We start from the raw sequence: 17,464 nt of genomic DNA, 5'->3' as shown, positions 1-17,464 counted from the left end.
CTACTTGCTTGCGCCGGCCCCGGTGTAGTCGACCTGCCAGTGTTTGATGCCGTTGAGCCAGCCGGACCGCAGCCGCTCGGGCTTGGACAGCGGGGTCAGATCCGGCATGTGGTCGGCGATCGCGTTGAACATCAGATCGATCGTCATCCTGGCCAGATTCGCGCCAAGGCAATAGTGCGCGCCGGTGCCGCCGAAGCCGACATGGGGATTCGGGTCCCGAAGAATGTTGAACGTGAACGGATCGTCGAACACCTCTTCGTCGAAATTGGCTGAGCGGTAGGACATCACCACCCGCTGACCCTTCTTGATCTGCACACCGGAGAGCTCGACGTCTTCCAGGGCGGTGCGCTGGAACGAGGTCACCGGCGTGGCCCACCGCACGATCTCGTCGACCGCGGTCACCGGGCGCTGGGCTTTGTAGAGCTCCCACTGGTCCGGGAAATCGGCGAACGCCGTCATGCCGTGGGTGATCGAGTTGCGCGTCGTCTCGTTGCCCGCCACTGCCAGCAGGATCACGAAGAAGCCGAACTCGTCGTCGGAGAGCTTGTGCCCGTCGACGTCGGCCTGCACCAGCTTGGTCACCAGATCGTCGCCGGGGTTGGCCGTGCGGTCGGCGGCCATCTGCATCCCGTACATGATCAGCTCACCGGCGGCACCCTGCGGGTCGTTGCGGTGGAACTCGGGATCCGCTTCGCCCACCATCTGGTTGGACCAGTCGAACAGCTTTTTGCGTTCGTCCTGCGGTACGCCCATCAGGTCGGCGATGGCCTGCAGGGGCAGCTCGCAGGAGACCTGTTCGACGAAGTCGCCGGACCCCTGCGCGGCCGCGGCCTTGGCGATGGCCTGAGCCCGCTCTCGCAGATTCTCGCGCAACGTCTCGACGGCCCGCGGCGTGAACGCGCGGGAGACGATCTGGCGCAGGTGGGTGTGCCGCGGTGCATCCATGTTCAGCAGGATGAACTGGCCGGTGTCCTTATGTGACACCGCCGCGTTGTCCGGATACCGGGGCAGGGCGGTGTTCTCCAGGCTGGAGAACACATCGCTGCGCCGGGAGATCTCCTTGACGTCCTTGTGTTTGCTGACGACCCAGTAGCCCTCGTCGTCGAATCCGCCGACGCCTCGCGGCTGCTCGTTCCACCAAATCGGCGCGACGCGGCGCAACTCGGCGAGTTCTTCGACGGGCAACCGCACGTTGTTCAGGTCGGGGTCGGTGAAGTCGAAGCCGGGGGGCAGGTTCGGACTGGGCATAAAAAGCGCACCTCCATACGACGTGATCTAGTGCCCGGTGAACCATGCCTACACCACGCACGGAGCCCTCGGGTGCGGGTTGAGGAAACTCGCAACTAGAACGTGTTCTATGGCCGGGTCGACGCCGATCGCAGTGCCTCGGCGGTGGCCGCGTCGGCGGGCAGGAAAGCCTCCAGGCTGAGCTCCGCGGCGGTCAGGTCGAGCGCGGTACCGAACGTCGTCACCATCGACAGGAACGTCAGGGGCACCCCGTCGAGCCGGTCGACCTCCAACGGGACCGCGACCCCGCCGAGATCGGTCGACGCGTCTTCGCCGCCGGGGTAGGACTCCAGCTCCGCCAGCAGGCCGGGGGCGGCGCCTTCCCGGCGCAACCGGCTGAGCAGGTGATGCCGCCACTGCGCCAGATTGCGGATGCGCGGCGCCAGGCCGTCGGGCGCCAGTGCGATTCGCAGGGCGTTCGGGGCTTTCAGGAGATGCGGCGCAACCCCGTCCAGCAGCACGGCGGTACCCGAATTGATCTGCAGCACATCCCAATTGCGGTTGACTGCCAGGCAGGGGTACGGATCGTAGGCGGCAAGCACCTGATCGACGCCGGCGCGCACGGCTGCCATCGCGGGGTCGTCGAAGCCTCGCTCGGCGTACGCCGGCGCCAGCCCCGCAGCCAGCAGCAGGTGGTTCTGCTCGCGCGCCGGAACGGCCAGGGCGTCGGCCAACCGGAGCACCATGGCGCGGCTCGGCGTGGAGCGTCCACTCTCGACGAAGCTGACGTGCCGAGCCGAGACGTCGGCTTCCAGTGCCAGGTCGAGTTGACTGAGTCGGCGCCGGTGCCGCCAGTCGCGCAACAGATCCCCGAACGATGAGCCGGCCATTCCGCCAGCATCTCGCAGGCGGCGGCGCTGCGCCATTACCCCGGAGGTAATTGCGGCGGCTACCTGGGCGGGGGAGCGTGGAGAGCATGACACGGCACAGTGATCCGCATCCGGTTCCGCGCTGGCTTGGTTTCGTGCTCAGGTCCGACCGCGCCGGCTCGGCATGGTTCGTGGGCGCCGGCTTCTTCTTCGCGCCGCTGCTGACCCTGGTGTCACCCTGGCCCGCGTTGACCGTCGCGGTCTGGGCGGTGGTCGGCCTGTTCGGGCTCTGGCTCGGCCTGCTCGGCGTGGCGATGGCCACCGGACTCGCGATGGTCATGCGCTCGAATGCCGAGATACCCGAGGACTATTGGCGCTCGATCGTGAACTACTGATCGAGGATGACGGCGTTCTCCGGGCAGGCGTCGGCCGCCTCCCGGGCGCGGTCTTCGAGCCCGGCGGGCACCTCGTCGACGATCGCCTCGGCGTATCCGTCGTCGGTCATCGCGAACACGTCCGGACAGACGGTGGTGCATACGCCGTGACCGCGGCAGCGTCCGTCATCGATGTGGGCTTTCATGCGAGATCAAACTCCAGGTGCAGTTCGGTGAGCCCACGCAGGATGTAGGTGGGCACATAGGTGTATCGCCGCGCACCGGCGGGTCCGTGGTGTTCTTCGCTGATGCGGATGTCGGTGGTGCGATCCAGCAGCCGCATCAGCGCCACCCGCGCCTCGGCGCGGGCCAGCGGGGCACCCGGGCAGGTGTGGATGCCGCGTCCGAATGCGATGTGCTGCCGGGCATTCGACCGCGACGGGTCGAAGGTGTTCGGGTCGGTGAAGCGGCGCGGGTCGCGGTTGGCAGCGGCTTGGACCACCATCAGTGTCGAACCCGACGGCACGTCCACACCGCCGATGGTGACCGGCTCCTTCGACAATCGGAAGTCGCCCTTGACCGGGCTCTCGAAGCGCAGCGCTTCTTCGATGAAGTTGCTGACCTTGGAACGGTCCGCCCGCAGCTGCGCCTGGAACTCCGGGTTGTCGCCCAGAATCTGCAGGGCGGCGCTGAGCAGCCGGACCGTGGTCTCCTGGCCTGCCGAGTACAGGTTGGCCGCCACCCGGGCCACGTCGCCGGGACCCGGCACCGAGCCGTCGGGGAACGTCGCCGCGGCCATCTCGGACAGCACGTCGCCGCGCGGGTCGGCGCGCCGGTCTTCGATATAGGCACTGAACTTGTCGTAGAGGTATTCCAGCGGGGACTTGGCCAGACTCTCGCCTTTCACGCTGCCGATGCCGCCGCCGTGGTGCGCGCCGCTGGCCATCTCCTTGACGAACTCGTCGCGATCGGCGTCGGGGACCCCCAGCAGGTCGGCGATGATCATCAGCGTGAACGGCTGGGCGAAGCCGGCAATCAGCTCGCCGCCGCTGCCCACGAGGTAGTCGTCGAGCGCACGGTCGACCATCGCCTCCATCGCCTCCTCGTTCTCCTTGAGGCGCTTGGGTGTGATCAGCCGCATCAGCAGCGCGCGGTGATCGGTGTGCACGGGCGGATCGAGCGCAGGCAACTGGTCGTAGAAGGGCAGCTCGTTGCGGTGTCGGTCGATCAGTTCGGGCACGTCGTCCCGACCCTCGACGGGAACCGGGAAGCCGGGGAAGGGGCCGGTCACCGCGATGCAGGACGAGAAGCGGTCGGCGTCGCCGGCGACCTCGGTGGCTTCTTCCCATCCGGTGACCATCCACACGCCGTGGTGCGGCTCCTTCGAGACCGGGCACCGGGCTTGCAACGCCTCCAGATACGGATAGGGATCAGCCACCAGACCGCGATCCGTGAAGAAGTTGACGGCGTCTACGTCGGTCACTGGGAATCCCTTCACGTCACGGAATCGCCTATACGATCGGCAAGGAGGATGCTAGCCGATCGTATGGTAGTTTACTAGCCGATCGTAAAGTTGGACTGCGAAGGGAGTCGACGATGAACGCCGTCGCTGCAGCCACTCCGGACTCCGCCGCCGCCCCCGATACCCGGCAGCGACTGATCGACGCAGCCATCGCGCTGTTCATCCGGCACAGCTTCGCCGGGACCTCGCTGCAGATGATCGCCGACGAGCTCGGCTTCACCAAAGCCGCCATCTATCACCACTTTCGGACCCGCGAGCAGTTGTTGACCGCGATCCTCGAGCCGATCATCGACAAGCTGTCCGCCGTGGTCGACGACGCGGAAAGGCAACGTGGCGTGCAGGCCCGGGCCGAACGCATGCTCAACGGCTACGCCCGGCTGGCCGTGCAGAACCCGATGCTGGTCTCGGTCCTGGCATCCGATCCGAGCGTGCACACCGTGCTCAAGTCCAACCGCGACTGGACGCAGATGATCTCGCGCCAGATGGCGCTGCTCGCCGATGTCCACCCGGGCCCGGGCGGGTATCTGCGGGCGCAGTTCGTCTTCGCCGGAATCGCAGGATCGGCCGACCCGAAACGTGAGGCCGACGACGAATGGCTGCACGGCCAGCTCGTCGATGTGGGCCGGCGTGCGCTCGGTTTGCGTGCACCACGCCGAACATCCTGATCTTCACCATCTTTCGTTTCATCAGGCGGTCAGCCCGCCGGAAAGGGGAAACCTGTGTCCACCTCGAAGACGGCGTTGGTGACCGGTGGCGGTTCGGGAATCGGTGCGGCAGTGGCGGACCGGTTGCGGGCCGATGGCCACACCGTGGCGATCATCGACCTCAACCCCTCCGAGGCCGAACACTCCTACGTCGCCGACGTCACCGACCGCGCTCAGATCGACGCCGCGCTCGCCGAGATCCACACCACCCTCGGGCCGGTCACGATCCTGGTGAACGCCGCGGGCAAGGACAGCTTCCGGCGCTTCCTCGACCTGTCCTTCGAGCAGTGGCAGAACATCATCGACATCAACCTGCACGGCGTCTTCCACACCATCCAGGCCGTCCTGCCGGACATGGTCGAGGCAGGCTGGGGCCGCATCGTCAACATCTCCTCATCGAGCACCCACTCCGGTGTGCCCTACATGTCGGCCTACGTGGCGGCGAAGTCCGGCGTCAACGGTCTGACGAAAAGCCTTGCGCTGGAATATGGTCCGGCCGGCATCACGGTCAACGCGGTGCCACCGGGCTTCATCGACACCCCGATGCTGCGCAAGGCCGAAGCGCGCGGCAACATGGGCGACATCCAGGCCACGATCGACGCCACCCCGGTGCGCCGGATGGGCAAACCGGAGGACATCGCCGCGGCATGCGCGTTCCTCATCTCCGAAGAGGCCGGTTACATTACCGGCCAGATCCTCGGCGTGAACGGCGGCCGCAACACCTAGCCGGCGGGCTTGGTCGTCGTCGGGGTCACCGATGTGGTCACCGTGACGGTGGTGGTGCTCACCGTCGTCGTCGCGCTTGCCGAACTGCTCGCGGTGCCCGACGTGCTGGCCGGCGAGAAGCTGGCCTCCTTGAACTCGATCCACGAATCCTTGTAGATGACATCGTCACCCGAGGACACCAGGATCTGGGTGGGCGAAACGGCGTACGTCACACCGTCGTTGACCGCGACCAGTGTCCCGTCGGAGCTACGCGTGATCGGCAGGTGCAGGGGAGCGTTGTCCGACAGGCGCACGCCGCGGTACTCCAGGCCGCCGTCGGCGTTCACGCAGATCACCACCAGCGATTTCGACGTGCGCCCGTAAGCCATCAGGGTCTGGTTCTCGTCGCACCGTGCGCCGGTGTCGACGTAGCCCCGGGAATCGGCCGTGAATGACGCAGGCGCGCTCGATGTCGACGTCGAGGCCGGGGACGTCGTCGTCGTGCTGGCCGTTGTGGACAGCGTCGTGGGTGCTGCCTGGGCGACGGGCAGCGTGTCAGACGAGCCGGACGCCACGGTCACCCCGACCGCCAGCCCGACCGCTGTCAGTGCTCCGCCGACTCCCAGCCATGGCAACCAGCGCGACGGCGGGTGGGTGGTGTGAGGTTCGTGAGCTGACATGGCCTAAGCGAACCACCTGGGGCGGGGTTTTCCGTGCTGCGCAGCGGCGTTTCTCCGGACTAATCGCAGGAGATGCCCGTCACGCCACTCAGCTGGCCGGTCCGCTCGGCTCGGCCGGGGTCGACTCGTGGGTCAGCACCGCCCACAACAAGCCGGCGGCCTGGCGGGCCTGGTCGGTGGGCACGATCGGCGACCCGGCCGCGGGCTGCTCGGCCGGTGCACCGCTGATGTGTTCCACCAGGGCCACCGCCAGTGAGCGGAGCTTGACGTTCGATTCATGGCTTGCGCGCCGAAGAGTGGCCCACGCGGTGTCGGCGTCACACATCAGCCGCCCCATGATCGCCCCCTTGGCCTGCTCGATGGCTCCGCGCGACTGCAGGACCGCGAGCATGTCGGCGGTGGCGGTCTCATCCTCGGCGCCGGCCGACACCATGGCCGCGGAGACCAGCTGCTCGTAACCGATCAGCGTGGTCACCGTGGTCGCCGTCGACGGCCGGTCCAGCGCGCACGACAACACGACCGTGCTGTCGGACTTCCACACCCCGGGCACCGACACCGCACCACGCACCTCACGCCAGGCCGCGCTGTGCTCGGGAACCCGGCTGTCCATGGCCTGCAGGCTCAGCTCCGGCCAGCGCTCGTCGGCCCACAGATCCAGGCTCAGCACCGGCATCTGGTGGACGAAGGCGTCGATCACCGGACCGCCGAGCCCGGCCAGCTGCGCCTCGACGATCTCGCCGCCGTAGCCGCGGGAGGCCAGCATCGTCACCTCGTCCTCGTCGAGCCGCCGGTCGTGCACGGTGATCGTCAGCCCGACCGCATGGGGCAGGTCGAGGTGGACGCGTTCGAGAATCCGGTCGAACAACTCCCGCTGGGACAGGTCGCGCCGGTGGAACTCGGGGACGGGCATGGTGTGCGACTCACTCCTTGGTGATGACGGTGGCTACCCGGTCGAGACCGGAGATGCCGAGCAGGGTCTTGATCGGCCCCTCGGCCGCGATGATCATCGTGAGCTCGGCCGTGGCGGCCACCGCAAACAGCGCACGCACCGCCGCGCTGTCGCAGTAGGTGACGTCTGACAGATCGACGGTCAACGCGGCAGAGCCGGTCGCGGCCTTGGCGACGACATCCTGGAACTGCCCGACATTGGCCAGGTCGATCTCACCGGAGGCAACCACTTGTGGCGACTCCAGATCGGAACCCGCCGCGACCCGGAACTGGGCCTCTGCCATCAGCGCAACTCCTTGAGCGTTTCGACGCCTGCTCCGACGCACAAACCGTAACTGCCGGTACCCGGCGATTGTTGCCGATGGTTCGAACAGCTGGTGCCGGAAACCGCAAGCCGCCGCCGGCCACCACCGTCGCGGGATCGGACCGTCAGCACGATTTTAGGCCCGAACTGGACATCTCGACCGGCGGCAGCAACCGACCCGGCGCCGCGCGCTTCACCCACTGGTACTCCCGTCGTCCTCGTCACCCCCGACGACGTAATCGCCGGGCAGCTTAGCAAGCTTCGGTGCGTGCCGAGCAGTCAGCGAGAGCAAAGTCTGCTGCCGGTGGCCTCCGACGGGGACTCGCACGCCTTTCCGAGTTCACCGCAGACACACCCGCAACAGCAGTTAGGCTCACGCGAGAGGGTTGCCGGGGGGCAAGGGGCCCTGCGGGAAGAGACCTAGAGGGTGGATAGATGCTCCGCGAATTCGTCATCTCAGCAGCCGTCGCCGGTACGGCGCTGGCTATGGCACCGGGCGCCGCAGCCGACGAACCCCACGGCCCGTTCCCGGGTGACCCGCCGGGCATGAGCTACGAGGCCTACCTGAGCGCACCGTGCTACCAGTGGGACCGATTCGCGTTCGGCCGCGGCCCCGGTGGCGAGCCGCTGCTCTGCCGCTGGATTCCCGGTCAGTCGCCGATCGGCATGGACCGCCCGCCCGAGGGCGTCGGCTTCTGGGTGCTCTCACCCAAGATCTACGGTGTGCAGGCCGTCGGTTCGCCGTGCCCGGGATCGCAGGCCGCGGCGCAGTCGCCCGACGGCCTGCCCATGCTCTGCCTGGGCGCTGCGGGCTGGCAGCCCGGATCGATGCATTCCGGCGACTGGGGCAACGGGAACGACTTCTACCCCGCAGGCTGAAAACGACGATGCCGCCAGGGGATCACCCTGGCGGCATTGTCGTGTGGTGTCTCAGACCGAGGCGTTGAGCTCCTCGAGGCGACTGGTGGACTCCAGATACTCCTGCACCCAGCGCTCGATCACCGCGGCGGTCTTCTCCACCTTGCTGAACTGACCGACAACCTGACCGACCGGGTTGAAGGCGACGTCGACGGTCTCGTTCGGGTACTTGCTCGTGGCTGCGACCGCCATACCGGAAACCATGTACTGCAACGGCATTCCGAGCGGCTCGGGGTTGCCCTCGGCCTGCCAGGCCTCCGTCCAGTCGTTCTTCAGCATCCGGCACGGCTTACCGGTGAACGAGCGGCTGCGCACGGTGTCACGGCTGCTGGCCTTGACGTAGGCGGCTTGCTGCACCGGCGTGTTCTCGGCCTCTTCGACCATCAGCCACTGAGAACCCGACCAGGCCCCCTGGCACCCGAGCGCGAGCGCGGCCGCGATCTGGTAGCCGCTGCCGATACCGCCGGCGGCCAGCACGGGGCGCGGTGCCACCGCCTTGACCACCTGGGGCCACAGCACGATCGAGCCGACCTCACCGCAGTGGCCGCCACCCTCGCCGCCCTGGGCGATGATGATGTCGACGTCGGCCTCGGCGTGCTTGAGGGCTTGCGCGGGGGAGCCGCACAGCGCGGCGACTTTGCGGCCTGAATCGTGGATGTGCTTGATCATGTCGGCAGGCGGGGTGCCCAGGGCATTGGCGATCAGCTTCACCTTGGGGTGCGTCAAAGCGATCTCGACCTGCGGGGTGGCAGTGGCTTCGGTCCAGCCCAGCAGCTGCAACGCGTTGTTGTCCGCGTCGTCGACCGGCACGCCGTGGTCGGCGAGCAGCTTCTTGGCGAAATCGAGGTGCTGCTGGGGAACCATCGACTGCAGCATCTTGGTGAGCTCGTCGGTGGACATGTTGGCGTCCATGCCCTCGTACTTGTTGGGGATCACGATGTCGACACCGTAGGGGTGGTCGCCGATGTTCTCGTCGATCCACTTCAGCTCGATCTCGAGCTGCTCCGGCGTGAAGCCGACCGCACCCAGCACGCCGAAGCCGCCGGCCTTGCTGACGGCAACGACGACGTCACGGCAATGGGTGAAAGCGAAGATGGGGAACTCGATACCGAGCTCGTCGCAAAGGGCTGTGTGCATGAACCGGCTCCTTCAAGCGTTCAAGCGAGGGCGTAGACATATTGGAACGTGTTCTAGTTTAGTACGCGCGGCACGCGCCAGTTGCAGGTATCCGCCATCGGTGCGCAAACGAATGCCTATCGGCGCAATCACCCCAGCAAGAGGCCCTGACGTCGGTTCTGGTCGGAGTACTGTTGGCCGTGTCGGTCATCGCCGGCGAGAGGGTGCAGCCATGGTTGTCTCGACACTTCGGATGCGGCGCGTCGCGTTGCTCGGCTTCGCGGCCGCCCTGATCGCGGCCCTGGTTCCGGCCATCCCCGCGGCCGCCGAGACCGGTCCCGATTGCACGAACGGCGTCGTGCCGCTCAATCCCTATGTGGTGAACTGCGGACTGCCGCCGCGGGGCAATCACGCCATCGGCGGGGCGCCCGACGCCGGTGCGATCATCGCCTGCCGGCACAGCCCGATCTGCCTGTCGTACTACGTGAATTACCCGGGCACGCTGATTGTTCCGGGTTACCGGCCCTAGGTTTTGCTGCCGCTGCCGCTGCGGCTAGCTCGCCGAGCCGACTCCTCGTCGGCTAGCTGGTCGAGCCGACTCCTCGTCGGCTGCTGACCAGCAGCGAGCCGCCCGCCACCAGCAGTCCGATCACGGCCACCGGAATCGACCAGGACCGCCGCTGCGACACCGACGACTGGCACTGCGCCACGAAGTCGGTGTGCGGGACGAGCTGGTTCAGGATCGGCACATTGGCGACGACGTTCTTGTCATTGGCCGCACGCGCTGAGGACAGGTCGGCCGAGACGGCGTTGCCGCAACCGATGCTGCCGCCGTTGCCGTCCGGGGTGGACACCGGCACCAGCATCGCAATGACGCCGACCACCAGCAGCACCGCACCGACCAGCAGAACCACCCGACGCACCGACATGAGGGTCTCCTTACGCATCCGTCGAATCGGTGCCGGGTTTACCCCGGCGGCCATTCGGTCAAACGCGGCGCGTACCTGTCAGGGCTTGGCGAACAACTCGACCTCGGAGACCAGCGGCAGGTTCAAAGTGGTGCGGATGCCGGGCGGGGCGGCGATCACCGCAGGGATGGCGTTGACGATGCGGCCGGCGGCGCCGGCGATCGCGGCCTGGTTGTGGTCGCCGTAACTGCTGCTCGGGACGATGTCCACCGCGTACGAAGGCTCACCGGTGATTTCGATGCGGTACGAGCCGCCGCCAGCTGCGGGCTGTGGCAAATCCGGACGCAGATCGGGGCGCAACCGGGTGATGTGCTCGATGACGATCGCGGGGTGGCCGTTGACCATTCCGCGGATCTCGAACTGCAGGACGGCCAGGGTGCCCTTGGCGACATGACCGACCGCGATGTCGAAATCCTCTGGCGCGGGTTCGCGTTGGTACGACTCGGTGATCTCGTCGACCTCGATGCCCAGGCCGGCGGCCAGCTGCCGGATCGCCGTGCCCCAGGCGATGCTGAGCACTCCGGGCTGCAGCAGCATCGGGATCTCGTCCATGGAGCGGGCAAAACCCATGTAGTGCATGACTTCTGCGCCGTCGTAGGACGCGTAATCGTGGATCTCCATGCATCGCACCTGCTCGATGCGCTGACAGGTGCTGGCCAGCGCGAGCGGGATCAGATCGTTGACGAAGCCCGGGTCGACACCGCTGATGAACAGACTCGAATTGCCTTGTCGGGCCGCGTCTTCCACTCTCTGGATGTACTTGTCGGGCATCACGCCCCAGGGGTACTGCAGCAACCCGGGCGATGATCCGACGACGTTGATACCGGCGGCCAGGATCTTGCGGACGTCCTCCATGGCCTCGGGCATCCGGGTGTCGCCCATCGCGCAATACACCGCACACTCGGGTTCGGTCGCCAGCACCGCGTCGAGGTCTTTGGTGGCCAGGATTCCGGTCTCCACATCGAGGCCGGCCAGCTCGCCCGCGTCCTTGCCCACCTTCTCGTCGGCCGACACGCACAGCCCGGTCAGCTCGAACCCCGGGTTCTCGATCAACTCGGATAGCGCTATCCGGCCGACGTTTCCGGTGCCGATGTGGGCAACGCGGATGGCCATAGATTCTCCTCAAGTTCGGGTCTGCGGTGCGTTCAGTATGCGCACTCGGCGCCGAAACTGGAACAGGTTCTACCTCGCGGCGAGAGCTACCGGTAGCCTGTCGGCTCATGGGACGCGTAGACGACAAGGTAGCCATCATCACTGGTGGCGCACAGGGGATGGGCGCCGCTGACGCGCGGATGCTGGTCGCCGAAGGCGCCAAGGTCGTGATCGGAGACATCCTCGACGACAAGGGCAAAGAGCTCGCCGACGAGCTCGGGGACGCCGCGCGCTACGTGCACCTCGACGTCACCGAGGCCGATCAGTGGAAAGCTGCCGTCGAGCTCGCGATTGCCGACTTCGGCAAGGTCAACGTGCTGGTGAACAACGCGGGCATCGTCCAGGTCGCGCCACTGAAGTCGCTCGATGTGGAGCGGTGGAAGAAGGTCCTCGACGTCAACCTGACCGGCGCGCTGCTGGGTATCCAAGCCGTCCTGCCGTCGATGAAGGAGTCCGGTGGCGGCTCGATCATCAACGTCTCATCCATAGAAGGGATGCGCGGCGCGTCCTGGGTGCACAGCTACGTCGCCTCCAAGTGGGGTCTGCGCGGGCTGACCAAGTCGGCGGCCCTGGAGCTGGCGTCGGACAACATCCGGGTCAACTCGGTGCACCCGGGCTTCATCCGCACCCCGATGACCAAGCACTTTCCCGACGACATGGTGAGCGCCCCGCTCGGCCGCCCCGGCAAGCCCGAAGAGGTCGCCACGTTCATCGTGTTCCTGGCCAGCGACGAGTCATCATTCTCGACCGGCTCGGAATACGTCGTCGACGGCGGTCTGATCACCGACGTGCCGCACCGCGCGCTGCCGTAGTCGAGTCGACCGATGCCGCCGAGGTACGAGGCGGAGAAGGAGCGAGACGATCGGGCCGTAGCAATCAGCCGCTGATCAGTCGCGCCGGCGGGTCCGCAGCGCCAGGGAGCCGAACGCCGCGCCGAGTGCTGCCCGTCCCAGCGCGGGGAAGTGGCCGATCGCATTCGCAGCGCCGCTGCGGCGACCGGGGATCGACAACCGGAGCACCGGCCAGTCACTCGCCGCGGCCTTCGCGGCCAGGCCCGGTCGCGGATTCACCGGGCGGGGATGCCCGACCAGCCGCATCAGGGCGGCGTCCTCGTCGCCGTCGGCATAGAAAAAGCTGCCGGCCAGGTCGATGTCGTTTGCTTCGCAAAACCGTTGCACCGCAGCGGCTTTCTGGCGTCCCCAGATGATCGGCCTGTCGATGTTGCCGGTCAGGCGACCGGCGTCGTCCAGCTCGAAGGTGTTGCAGATGACGTCGTCGATCCCCAGCGCACGCGCCACCGGCTCGGCGTGGATGGTCAACGCCGACGAACTGAGCACGACGGAATGCCCGCGATCCCGGTGCGCGGCGACGATCTCGCGCATCAGCGGGTACACCCGCGCCGCCACCTGCTCGGTGTAGAGCCGCTCACCGATCTGGTCGAGCTCGGCCAGCGACTCACCGCGCAGATATCCCGCGGCGCGGACCAACAGCCGCTCGAACTGCATGCGGCCCAGCTTGTAGCGCAGCGAGGCCTCGATCACCCCGAGCACCTCGCCGATCCGGGCCTGCCCGCGGCGGACCCGGTCGCTGGCGTGCGCGGTCGCGGTGAAACCGGCGACCAGGGTGCCGTCGAGGTCGAAGAACGCGCCGACCGCCGGACCCGGCGGGCTCCCGGCGATCTGCGCGAGCGGATCCGAGGACGGTGTCACCACACCATCATGCCGATGCGCGGGAATGCCCCGGTCCCCACGGTGTTGCACGCCACATGAAGCTCAACGACGCCGCACGCGCTCTGATCGGCTCCGGTGCCGACGCCACGCTGGTCACCCTCAATCCCGACGGCAGCCCTCAGGTGTCGCTGGTGTGGGTGACGGTGCAGTCCGGTGAGGACGGCGACGAGCTGGTGACCGCTCACCTGTCCGAGCACAAGAAGGTCCGCAACGTGCGCCGCGACGGACGGGTGGCACTCACCATCGTCTCGACCGAGCCGGGCGCCGTCATGCGGCCCTATCTGTCGGTCACCGGCACCGCCCGCATCGTGGAGGGCGGTGCGCCCGAAGTCCTGCGGGATCTCGCCGCTGTGATGGTCACCGACGAGAACGTGGTGTTCCCACCTCCGGACGCTCCGCCGGGATATCTGACCCGGATCCGGATCGACGCCGTCGGCGGCATCGGCCCCTGGGCGAGCTAACCGTCGCGGCGGGTCTTGGCCGCCGCTTCGAGCTCTTCTTCCCAGGCGCCCTCATCGCGGCCCAGCGCAATCGTGGCCGCAGCCATGGCGCCGACGGCCACAGCCAACACGACCGCGACCGGCTTGGTGACCGCGAGGTGCTCGCCGAGCACCACCTCACCGATCAGCACGGCGATCACCGGTTCGAGCACCAGCATCGCCGGGACCGAAGCCCGCAGCGATCCGGCGTGGAATGCCGACTGCTGCAGCAGAGTGGCCACCACGCCGACGACGATCACCACGTAGAGCACCGGCGAGGTGAACAACCGCCCCATGTCGCCTTCGCGTACGGCGTGCATGACGAGCTTCGTCAGGACCGCCACCACACCGAACAGCACACCGACACCGACCGCCAGCAGGATCGCCCGTCGCCAGTCCGAGAGCCGCACCGCCACCAGCAGGCAGCCGGCCACGAACAGCAGGCTCACCCCGGCCACCACCACCGCAGGCACCGTCGCGCCGTCATAGTCGCCGGGCTTGGTGCGGGCCAGCGACACGAACACCGCCAACGCGAGCGTGAGCAGCATCGCCCAGCCCCACTCGCCGCGAGACACCCGGCGGTGTGCCAGCCGCGCGCTCAGCGGCAGCGCGAACAGCAACGCGGACACCATGAGTGGGGCGACCAGCAGCAGCGAGCCGTAGGCCAGCGCGACCGCCTGGAACGCATATCCCGTCACCGCGGATGCGGTGCCTGCCCACCAGAGCCGGCGGCGCAGCAGCGTCGAGACCATCACTGTGCTGACACCTTGATCGCGGGGGACGTCCATGGTGGCCCGCTGACGGACCACGATCCCGATGGCCGCGAACACCGCACCGGCGAGGGCGGCCGCCACGACGAGCGCGTGCTGCAGCAATATCCGTCCCTTCACTGGTTGTCCCGCGGCGCATCACCGAATGTAGGGCACGCGCGGATCGGCCGACGTCAGCGACGTCGCGTGGGTCAGCGAACCTGCACGACCACCGGTGTGCTGTTGTACCCGGTGACCCTGACCCACGCCGGGGCGGGTCCCGACCCGGGGACCCGGCCCTTGATCTGGACGGTCTCGCCGGGGAACACCGTCACGTAGTTGTCGTCGTACTGGATGGGCAGGATCTCGTCGGCGAGCGGACCGGTGAGCAGTTCGGCGCGTTCGAAGAACGCGATCTGCGGTGTCGGGTTGTGCAGGCTGATCGTGACGTCGCGGCCGGCGTCGTCGCCGCCGGTGGCACTGACCTGCAGCGGCACCTTCGGCATCGAGTTCAGCGCGGTCATGTCGGCCCAGCTCACCTGGTTGGAGTTGAACGCCGCGTCCATGGCCGGCGGACCGACGTCATCGACCCGCCGGGACTGCCAGTACACGTTGTTGGCGACGACGGTGCCGTCCGCGTCGAGCAGTTCGCAGCGGACGAAGAACACCGGGGAGTCGGCCGGTCCGGGCGGCAGCGTCATTGCCTGCACCGCCCCGCCCGGGTCGACGGCGATGTCGTCGGCGGCCCGCTCGTCGCGCAGCGCGCCGTTGAGGCCGTAGATGCGGACCCGGACTCGCAGGTTTTCGTGGGTTTCCGGGGTCTGGTTGACGACGGTCACCTTGGCCTGACGATGGTTACCGGTGGCGTAGGAGTCGAACACGACCGACAGCGGCTGCAACCCCTTCTTGGCGCCGTAGTAGGCCCCACCGGGGCGCAGGTAGTAGTCGAAGATGTTGCCGAAGAACGACGGCCAGTGGCTGTTGAGCATCCAATAGATCGTCATCTTGTGCCCGTCCCAGCCGTTGGCCGCGAACGATTCGAACTGCGCGCGGGTGGCCTCGTAGTGGGCCAGCTGCGCCTTGTCGGCGAACATCCGGGCGTTGGTGGACGGGCCGTAGCGGCGGTCGATCACCCGCTGGACGTTGACCAGGCGCGAGTTCTGCGGATCCGAGCCGGCGTGGAAGAACCAGGTGTCATTGATCGGCCAGAGCTTGTCGGGCGGGATGAACTTCTGCAGGCTCGCAAACGGCGGGATGTGTTCGTTGTCGCCCTGTTCGGCCGACGAGCCGCGGGCCGCGCCGTATTGGCCGGCGAACCAGTACGACGGCGGCCGCCAGGTGTAAGGCCCGGCCATCTGGATGCCGTCCCACAGTTGCTTGCCGTCGGCGTCCCGGTTCAGCGACGACACCGTGTCGACGGTGGCGTTCTGCCAATGCAGGTCGGACAGGATCTGGTGGTATTCGGTCAGCACATCGGCCGGCGGTCGGCCGTCGCTGCCGTTGGCCCACACGAACACCGAGGCGTGCGAGCGCAGCATCTCGATCTGCGAGCGCATGCTGTCCTGCGAGACGCGACGATCCTCGTCGTCCCACTGCTGCCACTTCTCCCACTGGTTGCAGCACATCCAGCCGTACATCAGCGGAATGCCGAGCTCGTCGGCCTGCTCGACGAAGCGCTGCGACGAGATCTTCGACTCCAGTCGCAGCATGTTCAGCCCGAGGTCCTTGACGTAGCCCAGGATCGCGGCGTCGCGCTCCGGGTCGTACTTGTAGAGCAGGTCGGGTGTGTAGGTGGCGCCTCGGACCAGGAAGTTCTTGCCGTTGACCTGGAGGTAGAAGTTGCCGCCGGTGCCCAGCTCGGCGAACGAGTCGTCGGAGTCGCGGCCCTGGGTGATGGTGCGGATGCCGAACTTCTGCGTCGCCACCTCGGTCGCCTGGCCGTTCTGGACGAACTCCAGCTTGAGGTTGTACAGGTCTGGTCTGCCCATCGTGTACGGCCACCACAGGTCGGGGTGCTCGATGGTCAGCGCCGTGAACTTCTCGGGGCTCAGCGTGATCTCACGCTGCTCGCCGGGCATCAGCGTGACCGGCTCGTCGACGTGGACGGGCGCCTTGCCATCGCGGGTGATCGTGGCGCGCAGCAGGCCGCGCACCTTCTCGGTCGAGTAATTCTTCAGCGGCGCGTACACCGTCAGCCGCGCGCTGTCGGTGTCCGGTAGTGGTAGTTGCGTGTTGACCGTGGCGTCGCCGATCGACACCCGCCCGGATGTCTTGAGGTACACCGGTTTCCAGATGCCGGCGTTGCGGTCGGGCACGAAGGAGTTGCCATTGGCGGCGTTCTTGTCGGGGCCCTGATAGCCCAGGTAGCGCCAGTTGATCCAGTCGTACCAGCTGTCGGCGAGTTCGACGCCGTTGACGTCCTGGATGGCCCGTTCGGGGGTGACCTTGACGGCGAGGGTGTTCGGCTGGCCCTGCCTGATCCACCGCGTCACGTCGAGTTCGTGGTCGTTGTACATGCCGACGACTTGCCTGTTGTCAGCGACGCGGCGGCCGTTGAGCCACACCTCGGCGCGGTAGTTGATGCCGGGGAAGTCCAGCACGTAGGTGGGGTAATCGGCCGGCGCGTTGAACGTCGTGCGGTACCACCAGTCCTGCTCGTAGAGGTCTTGCGGGACGTTCTGGAGCAGGTTCTTGCCGTAGTAGAGGTTCGGGTAGACGCCGTCGTCCTGCAGGGTCTCCAGGACGGTGGCCGGCATCCGGCGCACCGGGTGCCAGGCGGCGGCGTCGTAGGTGGTGGACGAGATGGCCGCGCCATCGGCGCCAACGCCCTGCGCCGAGGTCAGGCTCCAGCCGTCGGACAGCTCGATGTCCTGGGCGGGCCGCGGTTGCGGGCCGCTGAACACGCGCAGGTCACCGGCGCACAGCAGCAGGAGCAGCAAGACGGAGAGTGTGCCGAGGGTTTTCGCCACCGTCCCCAAACTCCTCAACTCGAGATCCGCGACAGGACACCCCCGCGCAA

Annotated in this window: 20 protein-coding genes; 7 read left to right on the top strand and 13 right to left on the bottom strand. The window is 67.4% G+C overall.

The window, feature by feature from the left end:
- Both G6N32_RS14210 and G6N32_RS14205 read right to left on the bottom strand, forming a co-directional pair.
- Nucleotides 1–1,248: a cytochrome P450 gene (locus G6N32_RS14210; protein ID WP_115320142.1), complete on the bottom strand. Its 1,248-nt coding sequence runs from the start codon at nt 1,246–1,248 to the stop codon at nt 1–3.
- Nucleotides 1,249–1,355: 107 nt separating this feature from the next.
- On the bottom strand, nt 1,356–2,117 hold the full coding sequence (locus tag G6N32_RS14205; protein ID WP_163789266.1) for a helix-turn-helix domain-containing protein: 762 nt from the start codon (nt 2,115–2,117) through the stop codon (nt 1,356–1,358).
- Between the two features lie 86 nt (nt 2,118–2,203).
- Here G6N32_RS14205 and G6N32_RS14200 point away from each other — a divergent pair, with 86 nt between their 5' ends.
- Nucleotides 2,204–2,491: a hypothetical protein gene (locus G6N32_RS14200; RefSeq protein ID WP_115320140.1), complete on the top strand. Its 288-nt coding sequence runs from the start codon at nt 2,204–2,206 to the stop codon at nt 2,489–2,491.
- On the opposite strand, the gene G6N32_RS14195 is transcribed toward G6N32_RS14200, so the two are convergent.
- The gene (locus G6N32_RS14195; protein WP_115320139.1) at nt 2,485–2,676 is read right to left on the bottom strand and encodes a ferredoxin; all 192 of its coding nucleotides are present in this window, start codon (nt 2,674–2,676) and stop codon (nt 2,485–2,487) included. The two genes, G6N32_RS14200 and G6N32_RS14195, sit on opposite strands and share 7 nt — an antisense overlap.
- Nucleotides 2,673–3,953, bottom strand: a complete 1,281-nt coding sequence (locus G6N32_RS14190) for a cytochrome P450 (protein ID WP_115320138.1) — start codon at nt 3,951–3,953, stop codon at nt 2,673–2,675. The genes G6N32_RS14195 and G6N32_RS14190 overlap by 4 nt, the downstream gene beginning before the upstream one ends.
- 113 nt (nt 3,954–4,066) lie before the next feature.
- Between G6N32_RS14190 and G6N32_RS14185 the strand changes: the two genes are divergently transcribed.
- Together G6N32_RS14185 and G6N32_RS14180 are read left to right on the top strand one after the other, a co-directional pair.
- Complete coding sequence (locus G6N32_RS14185) at nt 4,067–4,657, top strand: TetR/AcrR family transcriptional regulator (protein ID WP_115320137.1); 591 nt, start codon at nt 4,067–4,069, stop codon at nt 4,655–4,657.
- A gap of 54 nt (nt 4,658–4,711) precedes the next feature.
- Nucleotides 4,712–5,422: an SDR family NAD(P)-dependent oxidoreductase gene (locus G6N32_RS14180; RefSeq protein ID WP_115320136.1), complete on the top strand. Its 711-nt coding sequence runs from the start codon at nt 4,712–4,714 to the stop codon at nt 5,420–5,422.
- Here the strand turns inward: G6N32_RS14180 and G6N32_RS14175 are convergent.
- From G6N32_RS14175 to G6N32_RS14165, 3 genes are all read right to left on the bottom strand, one after another.
- The gene (locus G6N32_RS14175) at nt 5,419–6,081 is read right to left on the bottom strand and encodes a hypothetical protein (protein ID WP_147292030.1); all 663 of its coding nucleotides are present in this window, start codon (nt 6,079–6,081) and stop codon (nt 5,419–5,421) included. The genes G6N32_RS14180 and G6N32_RS14175 overlap by 4 nt on opposite strands.
- A gap of 88 nt (nt 6,082–6,169) precedes the next feature.
- Nucleotides 6,170–6,991 (bottom strand): ANTAR domain-containing protein, encoded by an 822-nt coding sequence (locus G6N32_RS14170; protein WP_115320133.1) that lies wholly within the window; start codon nt 6,989–6,991, stop codon nt 6,170–6,172.
- 10 nt (nt 6,992–7,001) lie between these two features.
- Nucleotides 7,002–7,313, bottom strand: a complete 312-nt coding sequence (locus G6N32_RS14165) for an STAS domain-containing protein (RefSeq protein WP_115320132.1) — start codon at nt 7,311–7,313, stop codon at nt 7,002–7,004.
- A 455-nt stretch (nt 7,314–7,768) separates the two neighbouring features.
- Between G6N32_RS14165 and G6N32_RS14160 the strand changes: the two genes are divergently transcribed.
- Nucleotides 7,769–8,212 (top strand): hypothetical protein, encoded by a 444-nt coding sequence (locus G6N32_RS14160; protein WP_115320131.1) that lies wholly within the window; start codon nt 7,769–7,771, stop codon nt 8,210–8,212.
- 51 nt (nt 8,213–8,263) lie between these two features.
- Here the strand turns inward: G6N32_RS14160 and G6N32_RS14155 are convergent, their stop codons facing one another.
- Complete coding sequence (locus G6N32_RS14155) at nt 8,264–9,388, bottom strand: nitronate monooxygenase (RefSeq protein ID WP_115320130.1); 1,125 nt, start codon at nt 9,386–9,388, stop codon at nt 8,264–8,266.
- 211 nt (nt 9,389–9,599) lie between these two features.
- Between G6N32_RS14155 and G6N32_RS14150 the strand changes: the two genes are divergently transcribed.
- Nucleotides 9,600–9,896, top strand: a complete 297-nt coding sequence (locus G6N32_RS14150) for a hypothetical protein (protein WP_170310596.1) — start codon at nt 9,600–9,602, stop codon at nt 9,894–9,896.
- Between the two features lie 52 nt (nt 9,897–9,948).
- Here the strand turns inward: G6N32_RS14150 and G6N32_RS14145 are convergent, their stop codons facing one another.
- Nucleotides 9,949–10,296 carry an aminopeptidase gene (locus G6N32_RS14145; protein WP_115321181.1) on the bottom strand — a complete coding sequence of 116 codons (348 nt, stop codon included), beginning with the start codon at nt 10,294–10,296 and terminating at the stop codon, nt 9,949–9,951.
- A gap of 78 nt (nt 10,297–10,374) precedes the next feature.
- Entirely contained in the window at nt 10,375–11,448 is a 1,074-nt protein-coding gene (locus tag G6N32_RS14140) for an NAD(P)H-dependent amine dehydrogenase family protein (RefSeq protein WP_115320129.1), read from the bottom strand.
- Between the two features lie 107 nt (nt 11,449–11,555).
- Here G6N32_RS14140 and G6N32_RS14135 point away from each other — a divergent pair, with 107 nt between their 5' ends.
- Nucleotides 11,556–12,299 carry a glucose 1-dehydrogenase gene (locus tag G6N32_RS14135; protein WP_115320128.1) on the top strand — a complete coding sequence of 248 codons (744 nt, stop codon included), beginning with the start codon at nt 11,556–11,558 and terminating at the stop codon, nt 12,297–12,299.
- 75 nt (nt 12,300–12,374) lie between these two features.
- Here the strand turns inward: G6N32_RS14135 and G6N32_RS14130 are convergent, their stop codons facing one another.
- Entirely contained in the window at nt 12,375–13,199 is an 825-nt protein-coding gene (locus tag G6N32_RS14130) for an HAD family hydrolase (protein WP_115320127.1), read from the bottom strand.
- 53 nt (nt 13,200–13,252) lie between these two features.
- Here G6N32_RS14130 and G6N32_RS14125 point away from each other — a divergent pair, with 53 nt between their 5' ends.
- Entirely contained in the window at nt 13,253–13,678 is a 426-nt protein-coding gene (locus tag G6N32_RS14125) for a PPOX class F420-dependent oxidoreductase (protein WP_115320126.1), read from the top strand.
- On the opposite strand, the gene G6N32_RS14120 is transcribed toward G6N32_RS14125, so the two are convergent.
- Together G6N32_RS14120 and G6N32_RS14115 are read right to left on the bottom strand one after the other, a co-directional pair.
- The gene (locus tag G6N32_RS14120; RefSeq protein ID WP_115321180.1) at nt 13,675–14,571 is read right to left on the bottom strand and encodes a DMT family transporter; all 897 of its coding nucleotides are present in this window, start codon (nt 14,569–14,571) and stop codon (nt 13,675–13,677) included. The genes G6N32_RS14125 and G6N32_RS14120 overlap by 4 nt on opposite strands.
- 86 nt (nt 14,572–14,657) lie before the next feature.
- A complete protein-coding gene (locus G6N32_RS14115) occupies nt 14,658–17,414 on the bottom strand; it encodes a glycoside hydrolase family 2 protein (RefSeq protein WP_232077667.1) in 2,757 nt (918 codons plus the stop codon).
- Nucleotides 17,415–17,464 lie beyond the last annotated feature (50 nt).

The sequence above is a fragment of the Mycolicibacterium aichiense genome, from assembly GCF_010726245.1.
GTDB lineage: Bacteria > Actinomycetota > Actinomycetes > Mycobacteriales > Mycobacteriaceae > Mycobacterium > Mycobacterium aichiense.
This window is presented reverse-complemented; position numbering and strand designations above follow the sequence as displayed.

Coding starts and splice junctions, on each gene's coding strand:
- G6N32_RS14210 (WP_115320142.1), bottom strand. CDS start 1,248: ATGCCCAGTCCGAACCTGCCCCCCGGCTTCGACTTCACCGACCCCGAC.
- G6N32_RS14205 (WP_163789266.1), bottom strand. CDS start 2,117: ATGGCCGGCTCATCGTTCGGGGATCTGTTGCGCGACTGGCGGCACCGG.
- G6N32_RS14200 (WP_115320140.1), top strand. CDS start 2,204: ATGACACGGCACAGTGATCCGCATCCGGTTCCGCGCTGGCTTGGTTTC.
- G6N32_RS14195 (WP_115320139.1), bottom strand. CDS start 2,676: ATGAAAGCCCACATCGATGACGGACGCTGCCGCGGTCACGGCGTATGC.
- G6N32_RS14185 (WP_115320137.1), top strand. CDS start 4,067: ATGAACGCCGTCGCTGCAGCCACTCCGGACTCCGCCGCCGCCCCCGAT.
- G6N32_RS14175 (WP_147292030.1), bottom strand. CDS start 6,081: ATGTCAGCTCACGAACCTCACACCACCCACCCGCCGTCGCGCTGGTTG.
- G6N32_RS14170 (WP_115320133.1), bottom strand. CDS start 6,991: ATGCCCGTCCCCGAGTTCCACCGGCGCGACCTGTCCCAGCGGGAGTTG.
- G6N32_RS14165 (WP_115320132.1), bottom strand. CDS start 7,313: ATGGCAGAGGCCCAGTTCCGGGTCGCGGCGGGTTCCGATCTGGAGTCG.
- G6N32_RS14160 (WP_115320131.1), top strand. CDS start 7,769: ATGCTCCGCGAATTCGTCATCTCAGCAGCCGTCGCCGGTACGGCGCTG.
- G6N32_RS14155 (WP_115320130.1), bottom strand. CDS start 9,388: ATGCACACAGCCCTTTGCGACGAGCTCGGTATCGAGTTCCCCATCTTC.
- G6N32_RS14150 (WP_170310596.1), top strand. CDS start 9,600: ATGGTTGTCTCGACACTTCGGATGCGGCGCGTCGCGTTGCTCGGCTTC.
- G6N32_RS14145 (WP_115321181.1), bottom strand. CDS start 10,296: ATGTCGGTGCGTCGGGTGGTTCTGCTGGTCGGTGCGGTGCTGCTGGTG.
- G6N32_RS14140 (WP_115320129.1), bottom strand. CDS start 11,448: ATGGCCATCCGCGTTGCCCACATCGGCACCGGAAACGTCGGCCGGATA.
- G6N32_RS14135 (WP_115320128.1), top strand. CDS start 11,556: ATGGGACGCGTAGACGACAAGGTAGCCATCATCACTGGTGGCGCACAG.
- G6N32_RS14125 (WP_115320126.1), top strand. CDS start 13,253: ATGAAGCTCAACGACGCCGCACGCGCTCTGATCGGCTCCGGTGCCGAC.